Annotated in this window: 14 protein-coding genes and 1 other annotated feature; of the genes, 7 read left to right on the top strand and 7 right to left on the bottom strand. The window is 59.3% G+C overall.

Annotation, left to right across the window (positions count from 1 at the left end; genetic code table 11):
• The 3 genes from thrA to ACJ8IL_RS11455 form a co-directional block, all read right to left on the bottom strand.
• Entirely contained in the window at window positions 1–2,460 is a 2,460-nt protein-coding gene (gene thrA, locus ACJ8IL_RS11465; protein WP_049205431.1) for a bifunctional aspartate kinase/homoserine dehydrogenase I, read from the bottom strand.
• Between the two features lie 24 nt (window positions 2,461–2,484).
• Window positions 2,485–2,602, bottom strand: a sequence feature (Thr leader region).
• Window positions 2,541–2,609, bottom strand: coding sequence for a thr operon leader peptide (gene thrL, locus ACJ8IL_RS11460; protein ID WP_086581142.1), 69 nt, complete (start codon window positions 2,607–2,609; stop codon window positions 2,541–2,543). It overlaps the preceding feature by 62 nt.
• 212 nt (window positions 2,610–2,821) lie before the next feature.
• Window positions 2,822–3,508 (bottom strand): tRNA/rRNA methyltransferase, encoded by a 687-nt coding sequence (locus tag ACJ8IL_RS11455; RefSeq protein WP_025305230.1) that lies wholly within the window; start codon window positions 3,506–3,508, stop codon window positions 2,822–2,824.
• Between the two features lie 629 nt (window positions 3,509–4,137).
• Between ACJ8IL_RS11455 and arcA the strand changes: the two genes are divergently transcribed.
• Window positions 4,138–4,854, top strand: a complete 717-nt coding sequence (gene arcA, locus ACJ8IL_RS11450) for a two-component system response regulator ArcA (RefSeq protein WP_025305229.1) — start codon at window positions 4,138–4,140, stop codon at window positions 4,852–4,854.
• Window positions 4,855–4,905: 51 nt separating this feature from the next.
• Here arcA and creA read toward each other — a convergent pair whose 3' ends face one another.
• Window positions 4,906–5,385 (bottom strand): protein CreA, encoded by a 480-nt coding sequence (gene creA, locus ACJ8IL_RS11445; RefSeq protein WP_004933005.1) that lies wholly within the window; start codon window positions 5,383–5,385, stop codon window positions 4,906–4,908.
• 342 nt (window positions 5,386–5,727) lie between these two features.
• On the opposite strand from creA, the gene robA reads away from it, so the two are divergent.
• A complete protein-coding gene (gene robA, locus ACJ8IL_RS11440) occupies window positions 5,728–6,597 on the top strand; it encodes an MDR efflux pump AcrAB transcriptional activator RobA (RefSeq protein WP_126179571.1) in 870 nt (289 codons plus the stop codon).
• On the opposite strand, the gene gpmB is transcribed toward robA, so the two are convergent.
• Entirely contained in the window at window positions 6,594–7,241 is a 648-nt protein-coding gene (gpmB, locus tag ACJ8IL_RS11435) for a 2,3-diphosphoglycerate-dependent phosphoglycerate mutase GpmB (RefSeq protein WP_038878534.1), read from the bottom strand. The two genes, robA and gpmB, sit on opposite strands and share 4 nt — an antisense overlap.
• A gap of 101 nt (window positions 7,242–7,342) precedes the next feature.
• Between gpmB and yjjX the strand changes: the two genes are divergently transcribed.
• The gene (gene yjjX / locus ACJ8IL_RS11430) at window positions 7,343–7,861 is read left to right on the top strand and encodes an inosine/xanthosine triphosphatase (protein ID WP_004933015.1); all 519 of its coding nucleotides are present in this window, start codon (window positions 7,343–7,345) and stop codon (window positions 7,859–7,861) included.
• Between the two features lie 11 nt (window positions 7,862–7,872).
• Here the strand turns inward: yjjX and trpR are convergent, their stop codons facing one another.
• Together trpR and sltY are read right to left on the bottom strand one after the other, a co-directional pair.
• Window positions 7,873–8,202, bottom strand: coding sequence for a trp operon repressor (gene trpR / locus ACJ8IL_RS11425; protein WP_016929152.1), 330 nt, complete (start codon window positions 8,200–8,202; stop codon window positions 7,873–7,875).
• A 54-nt stretch (window positions 8,203–8,256) separates the two neighbouring features.
• Window positions 8,257–10,185, bottom strand: a complete 1,929-nt coding sequence (sltY, locus tag ACJ8IL_RS11420) for a murein transglycosylase (protein ID WP_038630194.1) — start codon at window positions 10,183–10,185, stop codon at window positions 8,257–8,259.
• A gap of 633 nt (window positions 10,186–10,818) precedes the next feature.
• On the opposite strand from sltY, the gene ACJ8IL_RS11415 reads away from it, so the two are divergent.
• From ACJ8IL_RS11415 to ettA, 4 genes are all read left to right on the top strand, one after another.
• Entirely contained in the window at window positions 10,819–11,430 is a 612-nt protein-coding gene (locus ACJ8IL_RS11415; RefSeq protein WP_025305224.1) for a YfiR family protein, read from the top strand.
• Window positions 11,427–12,674 (top strand): diguanylate cyclase domain-containing protein, encoded by a 1,248-nt coding sequence (locus ACJ8IL_RS11410; RefSeq protein ID WP_025305223.1) that lies wholly within the window; start codon window positions 11,427–11,429, stop codon window positions 12,672–12,674. Before ACJ8IL_RS11415 ends, ACJ8IL_RS11410 begins: the two co-directional genes overlap by 4 nt.
• Window positions 12,675–12,712: 38 nt before the next feature.
• A complete protein-coding gene (locus ACJ8IL_RS11405) occupies window positions 12,713–13,210 on the top strand; it encodes an OmpA family protein (protein WP_049294810.1) in 498 nt (165 codons plus the stop codon).
• 142 nt (window positions 13,211–13,352) lie between these two features.
• Window positions 13,353–15,020 carry an energy-dependent translational throttle protein EttA gene (ettA, locus tag ACJ8IL_RS11400; protein ID WP_025159620.1) on the top strand — a complete coding sequence of 556 codons (1,668 nt, stop codon included), beginning with the start codon at window positions 13,353–13,355 and terminating at the stop codon, window positions 15,018–15,020.
• Window positions 15,021–15,178: the final 158 nt, after the last annotated feature.

Genomic DNA, 15,178 nt, shown 5'->3' with positions numbered 1-15,178 from the left:
TTAAACTCCCAACTTCCATGACAGTGTGCGCAGCAGATCGGCAAACACGCCCGCTGCGGTCACATCGTTACCGGCGCCGTAGCCGCGCAGCACCAGCGGCAGCGGCTGATAATAGCGGCTGTAGAAGGCCAGCGCGTTCTCGCCGTTCTTCACTTTATACAACGGATCGTTGCCGTCCACCGCCTCGATGCACACCTTGCAGCGCCCTTCGTCGATCAGGCCGACATAGCGCAGCACCTTGCCTTGCTCGGCGGCGTTGGCCACGTTGCGCGCGAATTCTTTATCCAGCTCCGGCAGTCGCGCCAGGAACTGATCCACATCGCCCGACGCGTCGAAGGACGGCGGCAGCACCGCCTCAACCTCGATATCGCTCAGTTCCAGTTTGTAACCGGCCTCGCGCGCCAGGATCAGCAGCTTGCGCGCCACGTCCATACCGGACAGGTCGTCGCGCGGATCCGGTTCGGTGTAGCCGTTGGCCCTGGCCTGCAGGGTCGCGGCCGACAGCGACATCCCTTCGTCCAGCTTGCCGAAGATAAAGGACAGCGACCCGGACAGAATGCCGGAGAAGCGCACCAGCTCATCGCCGGCGTTCAGCAGGTTTTGCAGGTTCTCAATCACCGGCAGACCGGCGCCAACGTTGGTGTCGTAGAGAAACTTGCGGTGCGAACCGGCAGCGGCCGCGCGCAGTTGCTGATAATAGTTCATCGACGAGGTGTTGGCCTTTTTGTTCGGCGTCACCACGTGGAAACCGTCCGCCAGGAAGTCCACGTATTGATCGGCCACCGCCTGGCTGGAGGTACAGTCGACGATCACCGGGTTCAGCAGGTGATACTCCTTCACCAGCCGGATCAGGCGGCCGAGATTGAACGGCTCCTGCGCGCCGGCCAGCTCGTCGCGCCAGCTGTCCAGCGCGATGCCGTGCACGTTGGTCAGCATCACGCGCGAGTTGGCGATGCCGCACACCCGCAGGTCGATATGTTTTTGCTTCAGCCACGGCTGCTGGCGGTAGACTTGCTCGATCAGCGCCCCGCCGACGCCGCCGACGCCGATGACGAACACTTCGATCACCTGATCGGTGTTGAACAGCATCTGATGGCTGACGCGCACGCCGGTGGTGGCGGAATCATTGCTGACCACCACCGAAATTGAACGCTCGGAAGAGCCCTGGGCGATAGCGACGATATTGATGTTGGCGCGCGCCAGCGCGGAGAAGAAGCGCGCGGAGATGCCACGCAGGGTGCGCATGCCGTCACCGACCACCGAGATGATCGCCAGGCGTTCCATGACGTCCAGCGGATCCAGCACGCCGTCTTTCAACTCCAGATAGAACTCCTCTTCCAGCGCCCGGCGGGCGCGCTGCAGTTCACCCTGCGGCACGCAGAAGCTGATGCTGTATTCGGAAGAGGATTGGGTGATCAGCACCACCGAAATGCCGGCGCGCGACATCACGGCGAACACCCGTGCGGCCATGCCGACCATGCCTTTCATGCCCGGGCCGGAGACGTTGATCATCGCCATGTTGTTCAGGTTGGTGATGCCTTTGACCGGCATCGCGTCATCGGTGCTGTCTTTACCGATCAGCGTGCCGGGGGCTTGCGGGTTAGAGGTGTTTTTAATCAGGCAAGGGATTTGGAACTGGGCAATCGGCGTGATGGTGCGAGGATGCAGCACTTTGGCGCCGAAGTAGGAGAGCTCCATCGCCTCCTGGTACGACATCGATTTCAGCAGCCTGGCGTCCGGTACGGTGCGCGGATCGCAGGTATACACGCCGTCGACGTCGGTCCAGATTTCGCAACAGTCGGCGCGCAGGCAGGCGGCCAGCACCGCGGCGGAATAGTCGGAGCCGTTGCGGCCCAACACCACCAGCTCGCCCTTGTCGTTACCGGCGGTGAAACCGGCCATCAGCACGATGTGGTCGGCCGGGATCGCCGCTGCGGCGATGCGCAGCGTGGACTCGGCGATGTCCACGGTAGACTCCAGGTAGTGGCCCTGCGCCAGCAGCTTCTCCACCGGGTTGATCACCGTGACCGGATAGCCCTTGGCGCGGAACACCCCTTCCATGATGGCGATGGAGAGTTTTTCGCCGCGGCAGATGATCGCCGCGTTCACGCTGTCCGGGCACTGCCCCAACAGCGAGACGCCGTGCAGCACCTGCTTGAGTTGCGCGAACTCCTGATCGACCACGCCTTTCAGGCGATCGTATTCAAAGCCCGGCAGCGCCTGCGCCAGGCCGCTCAGCAGATCGGCAAAGATCCGCTCGGCGTCGCTGATATTCGGCAGAATATCCTGACCCGCCACCGTCTTGTCGATCATCGCCACCAGATGGTTGGTGATCTTTGCGGGGGCGGACAAGACCGTGGCTACCTGTCCCTGACGCGCGTTACTCTCCATGATGTCGGCGACGCGCAGAAAACGTTCCGCATTCGCTACCGAAGTTCCGCCAAATTTCAGCACTCGCATGTGTCATCTCTCCGAATTTAAGCCGAAAAAAAAGCCCGCACTGATTAGGTGCGGGCTTTTTTCTGTGTTTCCTGTGCGCGTCAGCCCGCCCCGTTACCTGTGGTATCGGTGGTGGTAATAATTGTGGTTTTCAGGCTGATGTTGCGCATGTTGTCTGTCTGTCTCATGAAATACTCTGTCCCCTCTATTGGTTAAAGCAATCGCTATCCCAAGTCAAACTATTTCTTTTTTTTGCTTATTTTCCGTTCAGCGGCGACATTGCGCGATATCGGAGGTGAAAAGCAAAACGACAGAACAAAAAAACAACTTAAAGCCGATTTACTAGTGGATCACGCTGGGTAACCGTCTGATGGAGCCGCTATCACTTGGCGAGTTTTTTTTCGATGTCGTGCAGCAGCGTATGCAACATCGCCGTGTCTCGCTGTTGCAACGCCCCGAGGCGCTGATGCAGCCAATCGCGCAATTTTTGGTCATCGCCGACATCCAAAGCGTTCAACAAGGCATCGGCGCGGTGGCGCAGCGCTTTGAGTTGCCCTTCCGACGCCACCTTTTCCTGCGGCGTGCTGACGCCCATCAGGCTCGCCAACTGGTAGCAGTACACCATCACCGCCTGGCCCAGGTTAAGCGACGGGTAGTCCGCCTGCATCGGCACGCCGGTCAGCAAATCCGCCAGCGCCAGCTCTTCGTTGGTCAGGCCGGAATCTTCGCGGCCGAACACCAGCGCGGCCTGGCCGACCCACTGCTTACGCTCACTCAGCTGTTCCAGCAGCTCAGGCGGCGTGCAGTAGTAGTGAAAACGCGCGCGGCTGCGGGCGGTGGTGGCGACCGTGAAGTCTACATCCGCCAGCGCCTGTTCCAACGTGGCGAACGTTTGCACGCCGTCGAGGATCTCGCCGGCCCCGTGTGCCACCCAGCGTGCAGCCGGCTGCAGGTGCGCCTCGCTGTCGACGATGCGCAACGAAGCGAAGCCCATGGTTTTCATCGCGCGCGCCGCCGCGCCGACGTTTTCCGGCCGCGCCGGAGCCACTAAAACAATATGAAGCTGCATCACTCTTCCACCGAAGGCGGGCCTGCGCTTTTGACGGTATCGCAGCGCCCGCTTATATTTACAATTGCGTAACAATAAACGCGTTAATAGCAACAAACAAGATTAAACGGCTCGTTGAGCTAATAAATCCGCCGTAACAGTCATTATTCATGCTTATGTTTTACTGTATTTATTTATCAATGAGTTAAAACAAGACGATGCTCAATAAGCGAATAATTGTATCCTATCGGGCCCGATAATGCTGAATCGTTCACAGAATTTGAGGTTCTGTGACTTAAACTGGCATTTCTGTAAGTGTTTTTCACAAATCTGTTAACGTGCTACAATTGAATTTGATATATGTCAACAAAGCGTAGTTTTGTTGGGTGATGAATTCGGCACGCGCTGTTATATTGCTGTTAATGGGGTTAGGATATGCGCCGATTTGGCACCCCAGGGGTTGTAGGGAACAGCATCCCCACCAGGCTAGCGATCTTGTTGACATGAGATGGAAAGTGCATCAAGAACGAGTTTACGTACTTTAGTCATTTGCTGAGAGGGAACGTGGCGCTATCTCTGCCCTCCTCTAAGAAAACAGAGACTTCTGTACTTCCTATTTTCTATTTTGTTGGCAATTTTAGGTAGCAAATATGCAGACCCCGCACATTCTGATTGTCGAAGACGAGTTAGTCACTCGTAACACCCTGAAGAGCATTTTCGAGGCGGAAGGCTACATTGTTCATGAAGCCAATGATGGTGCAGAGATGCACAATATCCTGTCTGAAAATGATATCAATCTGGTCATCATGGACATCAACCTGCCAGGCAAAAACGGCCTGCTGTTGGCGCGCGAACTGCGTGAACAGGCCAGCGTCGCCTTGATGTTCCTGACCGGCCGCGATAACGAAGTGGATAAGATCCTCGGCCTGGAAATCGGCGCCGACGATTACATCACCAAGCCGTTCAACCCGCGTGAGCTGACTATCCGCGCACGTAACCTGCTGTCGCGCACCATGAATCTGGGCAGCCTGGGCGAAGAGCGCCGCCTGGTCGAGAGCTACAAGTTCAACGGGTGGGAACTGGACATCAACAGCCGCTCGCTGATCAGCCCGGCCGGCGAACAGTACAAACTGCCGCGCAGCGAATTCCGCGCCATGCTGCACTTCTGCGAAAACCCGGGCAAGATCCAATCCCGTGGCGAACTGCTGAAGAAGATGACCGGTCGCGAACTGAAGCCACATGACCGCACCGTGGACGTCACCATCCGTCGCATTCGCAAGCACTTCGAATCGACGCCGGACACGCCGGAAATCATCGCCACCATTCACGGCGAAGGCTACCGCTTCTGCGGCGAGCTGGAAGAGTAACTCCCGCCTGCCGTCATGAAAACGGGGTTCAGCATGCTGAACCCCGTTTTTTTATTTCGTCTCAGCCCACGGCATGATCGGCACCGCGCTCAGCGCATTTTTCGGCGAGCCATCGATCACCTTGTCGGAATAGCTCAGGTAGATCAGTGAATTGCGCTTGGCGTCGTAGAAGCGCACCACCTGCAGCTTCTTGAACACCAGCGAAGTGCGTTTCTGGAACACCACATCGCCTTCCGCCTTGCCGTTTTTGATCTTGTCGCTCAGCTCTATAGGCCCGACCTGCTGGCAGGAAATGGCCGCGTCGGCGGTGTCTTCCGCCAGCCCCAGGCCGCCTTTGATGCCGCCGGTTTTGGCGCGGCTGATATAACAAGTTACATTTTTAACATCCGGATCGTCGAACGCTTCGACCACGATTTTGTGGTCCGGCCCCAACAATTTAAACACCGTATCAACGGAACCCACTTGCTCCGCCTGTGCGCTTCCCACGGTTGCGCAAACCAAACCGAATAAAAATATCCAGCTTTTTTTCATTTACTTAACTCCGATATAACCTTGCCGCAAAAATAGGTTCGGCGATCGCCATTATTTATGTCTAAGCTCACGGAATCGGTTTTATACGGGTCCGCACCGTCCGTTTTAGCACAGAGCGTGACAAAAATCTTTGAGAGTCGCGGAGTAAAAAAGTTGCTATGATGCGGCGTCGTTATTTCTTTGCGCCCACTACGGTGTACCCCAATCCAACTCTGGCGCGGCATGCGCAGCAGAGGCAAAGAGTGCAACGCATAATGGCTCATGGATCGGTCTGATAGCGCAGCACCAGCGTGACGAATCAACAGTTCGGGTTCCTACCCCCAAGCTTTACGAGGAAGATCTATGGATCAAGCCGGTATCATTCGTGATCTGCTTAGCTGGCTGGAAAGCCATTTGGACCAACCCTTGTCGCTGGATAACGTGGCGGCCAAGGCCGGCTACTCCAAATGGCATCTGCAACGGATGTTCAAAGATATTACCGGTAATGCCATCGGTGCTTACATCCGGGCAAGGAGACTGTCCAAAGCCGCCGTCGCGCTGCGCCTGACCGGCCGGCCGATTTTGGATATCGCCCTGCAATATCGCTTCGACTCGCAGCAGACCTTCACCCGCGCCTTCAAGAAACAGTTTGCGCAAACGCCGGCGCTATACCGCCGCGCCGAAGACTGGAACGCGTTCGGCATCTGTCCGCCGATCCGTCTGGGGGCCTTCACCCTGCCGCAGCCGGAATTCGTCTCGTTGCCGGATAAGCCTCTGGTCGGCCTGACCCAAAGCTACTCTTGTACGCTGGAACAGATCACCACCGTGCGCACCGAACTGCGCTCGCAGTTCTGGCGCCAGTTCCTCGGTGACGTCGATACCCTGCCACCGGTGCTATACGGGCTGCACCACTCGCGCCCGAGCCAGGAGAAGGACGACGAACAGGAAGTGCTGTACACCACGGCGCTGGAGCCGGATCAGGTGCCTGACAAGGTGCAGGAAGGCCAGCCACTGGTGTTGCCGGGCGGCGAATTTGCGATGTTCAGCTACGAAGGGCCCACCGAGGGGCTGCAAGACTTCATCCTGACGGTGTATGGCACCTGCCTGCCGGCGCTCCAGCTGACGCGCCGCAAAGGGCACGACATCGAGCGTTTCTACCCGAAAGGCGAGCGCCGTCCGCATCAGGCGCCTATCGAGATCAAGTGCGATTACCTGATCCCGATTCGGCGTTAACGCTGCAGTTCGTCCAACGCGGGCATGTCCAGGTGCGTGACATCGCCCGCCGTTTCCACGATCCAGCCGGAAGCCAGCCACGGGCTCTGCTGGTGATCGACGCGCGACAATGAGCAGTTGCGCAAGCGCAGGCGGCGTTCCGCATAGGCCGGTAGCCCAAGCACCGTACTGATCAAACACCCCAACGCGATGCCATGGCTGACGAGCAGCGGTTTACTGCCTTCAGGCAGCATCAGGCAGCTCTCCAGCGCGGCGCGCATGCGCTCGCCGAGTTCCTCCATGGATTCGCCTTGAGGGATACGGCCGTCAGGAGTACCATCGACCATCTGTTTGCGCCACTGCTCTTCCTGCGGCGTTAAACTGTCGATCAGGCGTTCTTCCAGAACCCCCATGTGCAGCTCACGCAAACGCGGATCGCAAATCACTTCGCAGCCACAGGCTTCGGCGATGATTTGCGCGGTGCGGCGCGTGCGCCCCAGATCGCTGGTAATGATGTGCGTAATGCCTTCTTTGCTGACCCGCCTGGCGACCAGACGGGCCTGGTGTTCACCCATGGCGGTTAACGGGCTGTCGGACTGACCCTGGATGCGGCGAGCCGCGTTCCATTCCGTTTCGCCATGGCGAACGAGGTATACCTGTAACATTTTTGTTTTCCGTTATACTGCGTGAAATTTGCGTTTATCCCCGGCCCGGCGGCGCTTTTGCCGCTGCCCGGCGTATCGGCCAGAAGGATATCAAACCCGTTATGTACCATGTTGTCGCTGCAACTACCAACCCGGCAAAGATCAAGGCTATTCAACTCGCCTTCGATGACGTCTTTGGCGCGGGCCAATACCGCATTGAATCCGTTGACGTCGCCAGCGGCGTCTCGCTGCAGCCGATAGGCAACCACGAAACCCGCACCGGTTCGCGTCAACGCGTCATGGAAGCGCGCCAGGTCAGGCCCGAGGCCGATTTTTGGGTCGGCGTGGAAGCCGGGATTGAAGAGAATATGACCTTCGCCTGGATGACCATCGAGAACCCGCACATCCGTGGCGAATCCCGCTCGGCGAGCCTGATGCTGCCGGAAGTCATCTTACAAGGTATTCGCGCCGGTCGCGAATTGGGCAGCGAAATGGCGGCGATCACCGGCAACGCCGAGGTGAAACGTCAGGGCGGCGCCATCGGCGTCTTCACTGACGGCCGGCTGAGCCGCACCAGCGTTTACCACCAGGCGCTGCTGCTGGCGCTGGTGCCGTTCCACAACGCCATCTATCAGCAATAACGCTGAGTCTGCTAGGGCGCGTCGTGCAGCAACTGCTGCTCAAGCCACTGTTTCAGCGCGGGTGAAGCCGCTTTCAGGCTGTTAGAACCGCGGGTGATGGTGGCGATCCCCGCGCCCAGTTCATTTTTCAGCTCGCGCTGGCTCATCTCGCCGCGCATCAATTCCTGAATGATCCGCACCCGGGTGCCCAGCGCAGTGCGCTCGTCCGGCGTCAACATCAGCTGCAACAGCGGTTGATGAAGTTCTTGCGCAAACGAATTCTGCAGCAGCGCGACGAAGCGCAGCCAATCCTCATTGCCTTGTTCTGAAAGAGCGGGGTCGTTTAACGATAATTGCGTCATGGCAGCCACCATACTATTTAACTAGTACAGCAGCATACCATAGGGCCGTCAAAATCAATAACGTCTCTGCCACTCGGCGTCGGTCAGCACCTTGGCCGGCCGGTGTGTCAGATAACGGTAAAACGCATCATAAGCCAGCACGTTCTTGACGTAGCCGCGGGTTTCAGAGAACGGAATGCTTTCGATGAACGCCACCGGATCGATCCGCCCCGCGCTGTTGCCCAGCCAGGTATTCACCCGCGACGGGCCGGCATTATAGGCGGCGCTCGACAGAATGCGGTTGCGGCCGAACTGCTGATAGACCGACTCCAGATAGCTGGTGCCGATGGTGATATTGGTCTGCGGATCGAACAGTTGGCTCGGGCCGACATAGCCGGGAATATTGAACATCTGCACCGTATGCTGCGCGGTGCGCGGCATCACCTGCATCAGGCCGGCGGCACCGACCGGCGACTGCGCCTTCGGATTCCAGGCGCTCTCCTGGCGCGCGATCGCCATCGCATAGCTGCTGGTGATCCCCTTGTCATCGGTGGCGCGGCGGAACTCCTGTGGCCAAGCGACCGGGAACCGTTCCTCCAGGTGATCCCACAGCTTGCCGACGATGGTCGCCTGCACGCTCAGATCGGCCCATTTTTGCTCAAAGGCGTAGCGCGCCAGTGCCTCTTGTTCCGGCCGGCTGCGGCTGGCGACGTAGGAGCCCCATTCGCTGCGGGCCAGGTTGTCCATATTCCAGTACATCAGCTCGCGTACCCGGGCGACCTCCGGCCCGTCGACCAGCGACGTGCGCGGCTTGGCCGCCACCGCCACCATCACCGGATAAGTGGCGTTCAGCTTCTGCGCCGCCACCATCGGATAGAAACCGCGTTCGGTCATCAGATTGCGCAACATCTCCTCACCTTCGGCGCGTTTGCCTTCGTCCATCAGCTGACTGGCGCGCCAGTAGCGCCACTCATCCTTGTTGCGCGACGCTTCCGGCAGACGGGCCAGCCAGGTCGCGACGCCCTGCCGATCGCCGTTACCCAGCGCCATGCGCACCCGGCGCTCCAGCAGCGAAGGCGAACGGCTACGCAGAATCACCTGATCGCGCCACTGCGCCTGTTCATAGGTAGCGTCGCTGCCCATCAGGCGCCAGGCCACCGACTCTTCCAGCCCCAGCCGCTCGTCGTCGCTCATTTTCTGCAGCCGCGCGAGCGTCGGGATCATCGCCCGCGCGTTTTCCACATCCTGCCGCGCCAGGCGTTCAAAGGCGATGCCGGTGGCGGCACGGGTAAAGTCGGTCGGCCCTACGCTGCGGGCGAAGGCTTCCACGGTGGTCGGATCGTTTTGCAAGCGCACCAGGGCGTTGCCCATGGTTTGATAGTCGGCCGGCAGTTGGCTGTAAAGGTTGCTGACCAGCGAGCTGTTGCCCTCTTTCAGCGCCAGCTTCATACGCGCCAGAATATCCAGCGGCGTTTGCTTGCCTGCGCCGCGCCAGACGCTGAACAGCCGATCGCAGGCGCTCGGCAACGTTTTGCCGTTCAACCACAGTTCATCGGCGCCGCTCCAGGCCGCCTGCTGGTCGCCGGTAGCCCATTTGGCGTAGTAATAGTTGCAGCGCGCCGCCACCGGTTTGGGCGGCTGTGGGCTGAAGGCCAGCAGGGTGCGCCAGTCTTCGCGCCGCGCCAGCTCATTGACGAAGCGCGGCGCCAGCGATTTCGCCGGCGGCAGCGTCGGGTTGCGCTTGATAAAGTCGTTCACCTCGGAGAACCCCGCCTGGCTAAGATCCTGTGTCAGCTCGCGGTATTCCAGGTAAGGATAAAGCGGATAATCACGCAGCGTCGGCATCAGCTGCGCCACCACGTCCATCTGATTGCCGTCCCACGCCTGTTTGATCTGCTGGTAGCGCTGACGTTGCGCATCCAGAGAATCCGCCAGCGCCGCGCCTGAAAACGCCGTCAGGCACAGCCCCATTGCCAACAGCCGTCGCTTGTCCACCTTGACCATCCTCGCTCTTTCCTCACTGGTTGTACCGAGGGAGCCGCCCAGCCCCCCCGGTGACCGCCGCGCACGGCGCCGCGGGACAAAATAAAGCCGGGCGCACGGCCCGGACGCAGATATCTACCATAGACAGCGCAATCGCTTATCCATTCAATACTGTAGAAGAAGAAGTGTATCGCCATGACGGGAGCCAGGTAAAAAACGTTTACTTTGACTGACAAATCAGGTCGCCGGGATATTTCCAGTCACCGGATTTTTATTAACCGGCCCGGTGTTTATGAAAGAAGTAAAATGCTTTTTAATTATTAGCTATCACATTATTTCATTTGAGATATGAGCCCGCCGTTGCGCAAATCGCCTGACAGCTGGCCAAACGCGCCAACTTTGCAGAAAAGCGGTGGCAAACCCGGGTAGGCATTTTTATACTATCAAAAATAAGTAGGATAATTCCGAGAAAACAGCACATAAAGCGCCCAACGAAGACATCTTATAATACAATCCGCGCCAATTATGGGTTAGATAGTGTTCATTAGGCAGTGCGACTGACAGCTTTCAGCAAAACGATAGTCCCTTCAAGCGGGCCGGATTTTTCCTTGTCAGGCCACGGCCTGCGGGCGGTGGATCAGGCCGGAATGGCGGGTGAAGATGGCGAATAAGACCGCGATAGCAATGCGTTGCGCAAAAAGCCCCGAGCCGGGCTTCCTTGGCGCACGCCTGAATATCGGTCGCCTGCTGCTGATCGTTTTGTTAGCGCTGCTGACGTTGTCCGGGCCTGCGCACGCCGCCGATGATCCCTATCAAAAGCGCACGCACGCCGTGACGACCGTGGTGGTAGGCATCATCAGCTACGCCCGCTGGTCGCGTGAACCCAATCCGATCCGCTTGTGCGTGACCGCGCCCACCCAGTATGCCGAAGGGCTGTTCGATCCGATCCTGCTGAGCGCGCCGCGCCCGATTAAAGCCGAGCGCGTGCCGTTCGACAGCCCAACGCTGAGTACCGGCTGCGATGTCATCTACTTAGGGAACATCACCGCCGCGCAGAGACAAAATTTCATGCAGCGCATTTCCGGCAACTCCATTCTCAGCATCAGCGAAAACGATAGCGAATGCTCCGCCGGCAGCGCTTTTTGCCTGCAGATCGATGGGGACCAGGCCAGTTTCAAGGTCAACCTGGACGCTCTGGCGCGCAGCGGCGTGCGCGTTCACCCCAACGTGCTGCAGCTGGCACGCAAACAGGCGCCGCCGCTATGAGGCTGTTGCGTAGAAACCGCTCTGGCAATGCGCGCCCGACGCTGGGCCGAGTGCTGCAGCGGGTGCATCTTGGGCTGGCGCTGATCGCCGTCGGCACCGCCGGCATCTTTTTGACGCTGGTGGCGCTGTTTGCGCTGCGCGCCTATGCCAATCACAACCTGCACCTGATCGCGCGCTCCATCAGCTATACCGTCGAAGCCGCCGTAGTGTTTGAAGATCGCACTGCCGCGCGCGAGGCGCTGATGCTGATCGCCTCCAACGAAGAGGTATCGGACGTGCGGATCCTCGACAACAACGGCAAGATGCTAGCCAACTGGCGCCATCCCACCGATGGGCCGCTGCATGGCCTTGAGCAGATCGTCGCGCACTGGGCGCTGCCCGAGCCGGTCATTCTGCCTATCACCCACGAGGGCAAGCAGGTCGGTCAGGTCTGGCTGAGCGGTAACGGCGGCAGCCTGCTGCGTTTCCTGTTGCGCGGCATGGTCGGTATGATCGCCTGCCTGGTGCTCAGCACCCTGTGCGCCCTGGTGTTGTCGCGCCGTATGCTGGTCGGCATCGTCAGTTCGCTGGACGACATCGCCAATGTGGCGCATGCGGTGCGCCGCGATCGCACCTTCGGCCTGCGGGTGCCGTCGGCGCCTATCGCCGAGTTGCATGAGCTCAGCAACGATTTCAACGGCTTGCTCGACGAGCTGGAGGCCTGGCAGGCCCATCTGAAGCAGGAGAACGACTCGCTGGCGCACCGGGCAACGCACGACAGCCTGACCGGTTTGCCGAACCGCGCCTTCTTCGAAGGGCGACTGAGCCGGGCGCTGGGCGATATCGAATCGCCGGCGAAATTGGCGGTGCTGTTTATCGACGGCGATCGTTTCAAGGAGGTGAACGACAGTTACGGCCACGCCGCAGGAGATGCGGTGCTGACCACCATTGCCGGGCGCATTCGCGCGCAGCTGCGCGAAACCGATCTGGTCGCACGCCTGGGAGGGGATGAATTCGCCGTGCTGCTGGCGCCGGTACACGGCACGGAAGATGTCTTGCAGATCGCTGACAACATCATCGACTGCATGACGCAACCGGTCATTTTGCCGAACGACGAGACGGTCATTACCTCTCTGAGTATCGGTATTGCGCTGTACCCTGATCACGCGTCAACGCCTCAGGGTCTTTTGCACGAAGCTGACGATGCGATGTATCAGGCAAAGCATCGTTATAACGGAGGCTGGCGGCTGGCTATACATAAATAAGAGCCCCGGCTATAACACTTGAACTAGGGATTTTGACTATGATACAGCAACTGTTTAAAGGTCGTTTTTCACTGCTGGCGATAACGTTCGTCGCCCTGCTGGCGCTCGCCGGCTGCCAGAGCAAACCGCAGGGCCTGACGCCCGAGCAGGTTGCGCTGCTGCAATCGCAGGGCTTCAAACTGACCGATAACGGCTGGGAGTTCGGCCTGTCGGATAAAGTGCTGTTCGGCAACAATATCGGCAAGCTGAACCCGGAAAGCACCGAGACGGTGCAGAAGATGGGCCGTGCGCTGCTGAGCGTCGGCATCACCAAGTTCCGCCTGGACGGCCATACCGACAACTACGGTGAAGACAGCTACAACGACCAGCTATCCCTGCGCCGCGCCGATGCGGTGGCCGATCTGCTGGCCAGCGTCGGCATTCCGCGCGCCAATATCGAAACTCGCGGCATGGGCAAACGCGACCCCGTTGCCGATAACCGCACCTCCAGCGGCCGCGCGGAAAACCGCCGCGTCGCGATCGTCGTCACGCCATAAGCCGCCAATATGCGCCTTTATCGGCGCATAAACGGTTATACTTAGCGATCGCTGAGCGATGTCTGGGATCCGAGATCGAAACGGGCTACACTCATGCCGCCAGACATCCTATAAATACTGATATAGAGAGGCTTAGAGCAACGTGGCTCAATACGTCTATACCATGCACCGCGTCGGCAAGGTAGTACCGCCGAAGCGTCATATTTTGAAAAACATCTCCCTGAGCTTCTTCCCTGGGGCAAAAATCGGCGTACTGGGCCTGAACGGCGCCGGTAAGTCCACCCTGCTGCGCATCATGGCCGGCATCGATACCGATATCGAAGGGGAAGCGCGCCCGCAGCCGGGCATCAAGATCGGTTATCTGCCGCAGGAGCCGCAGCTTAACCTCGAACACACCGTGCGTGAATCGGTGGAAGAAGCGCTGGCGGAAGTGGTCGGCGCGCTGAAACGCCTGGACGAAGTGTACGCACTGTACGCGGAAGAAGGCGCAGACTTCGACAAGCTGGCCGCCGAACAGGGCCGCCTGGAAGAGATCATTCAGGCGCACGACGGTCACAACCTCAACGCTCAACTGGAACGCGCCGCCGATGCGCTGCGCCTGCCGGACTGGGACGCCAAAATCGCCCACCTGTCCGGGGGTGAACGCCGCCGCGTCGCGCTGTGCCGCCTGCTGCTGGAAAAACCGGACATGCTGCTGCTGGACGAACCGACCAACCACCTGGACGCCGAGTCCGTGGCCTGGCTGGAACGCTTCCTGCACGACTTCGAAGGCACCGTGGTGGCGATCACCCACGACCGTTACTTCCTGGATAACGTGGCCGGCTGGATCCTCGAACTCGACCGCGGCGAAGGCATTCCGTGGGAAGGCAACTACTCGTCCTGGCTGGAGCAGAAAGACGCGCGTCTGGCGCAGGAAGCGTCCGCCGAAGCCGCTCGTCGCAAGTCGATCGAGAAAGAGCTGGAGTGGGTGCGTCAGGGTGCCAAAGGCCGTCAGTCCAAAGGCAAGGCCCGTTTGGCCCGCTTCGAAGAGCTGAACAACACCGAATACCAGAAACGTAACGAAACCAACGAACTGTTCATCCCACCTGGCGCACGCCTGGGCGATAAAGTGGTCGAAGTCAGCAACCTGCGCAAGTCCTACGGCGACCGCCTGCTGATCGATGACCTGTCGTTCTCGGTGCCTAAAGGGGCAATCGTCGGCATCATCGGCCCGAACGGCGCGGGTAAATCCACGCTGTTCCGCATGATGTCCGGTCAGGAACAACCTGACTCCGGCAGCATCGTGTTGGGCGATACCGTCAAGCTGGCGTCCGTCGATCAGTTCCGCGACAGCATGGACGGTTCGAAAACCGTGTGGGAAGAAGTCTCCGGCGGGCAGGACATCATGCGCATCGGCAACACCGAGATGCCGAGCCGTGCCTATGTCGGCCGCTTCAACTTCAAGGGCGTCGATCAGGGCAAACGCGTGGGCGAGCTGTCCGGCGGTGAGCGTGGCCGTCTGCACCTGGCCAAGCTGCTGCAGGTTGGCGGCAACGTGCTGCTGCTCGATGAACCGACCAACGACCTGGATATCGAAACCTTGCGCGCACTGGAAAACGCCCTGCTGGAATTCCCTGGCTGCGCCATGGTGATCTCGCACGACCGTTGGTTCCTCGACCGTATCGCCACCCACATCCTGGACTACCAGGACGAGGGCAAGGTGGAATTCTTCGAAGGCAACTTCACCGAGTACGAAGAGTACAAGAAGCGTACGCTGGGCGCCGACGCGCTCGAGCCGCACCGCATCAAGTACAAGAAGATCGCCAAGTAATACGAAAGGCGCCGCATGCGGCGCCTTTTTTTATGCCCGTGACCCGTCCTGAATAGCGTTGACACATTTTACTCACGCACAGAGGAAAATGTGATGAACCAGTATATTAAACGCACACAACGCGATTACTCTCTATCCTTTAAACTGGCTGTCGTCGA

The sequence above is a fragment of the Serratia sp. CY47444 genome, from assembly GCF_052168635.1.
Taxonomy (GTDB): Bacteria; Pseudomonadota; Gammaproteobacteria; order Enterobacterales; family Enterobacteriaceae; genus Serratia; species Serratia bockelmannii.
Note: the sequence above shows the minus strand (reverse complement) of the source record. Positions and strands in the feature narration are given on the sequence as shown.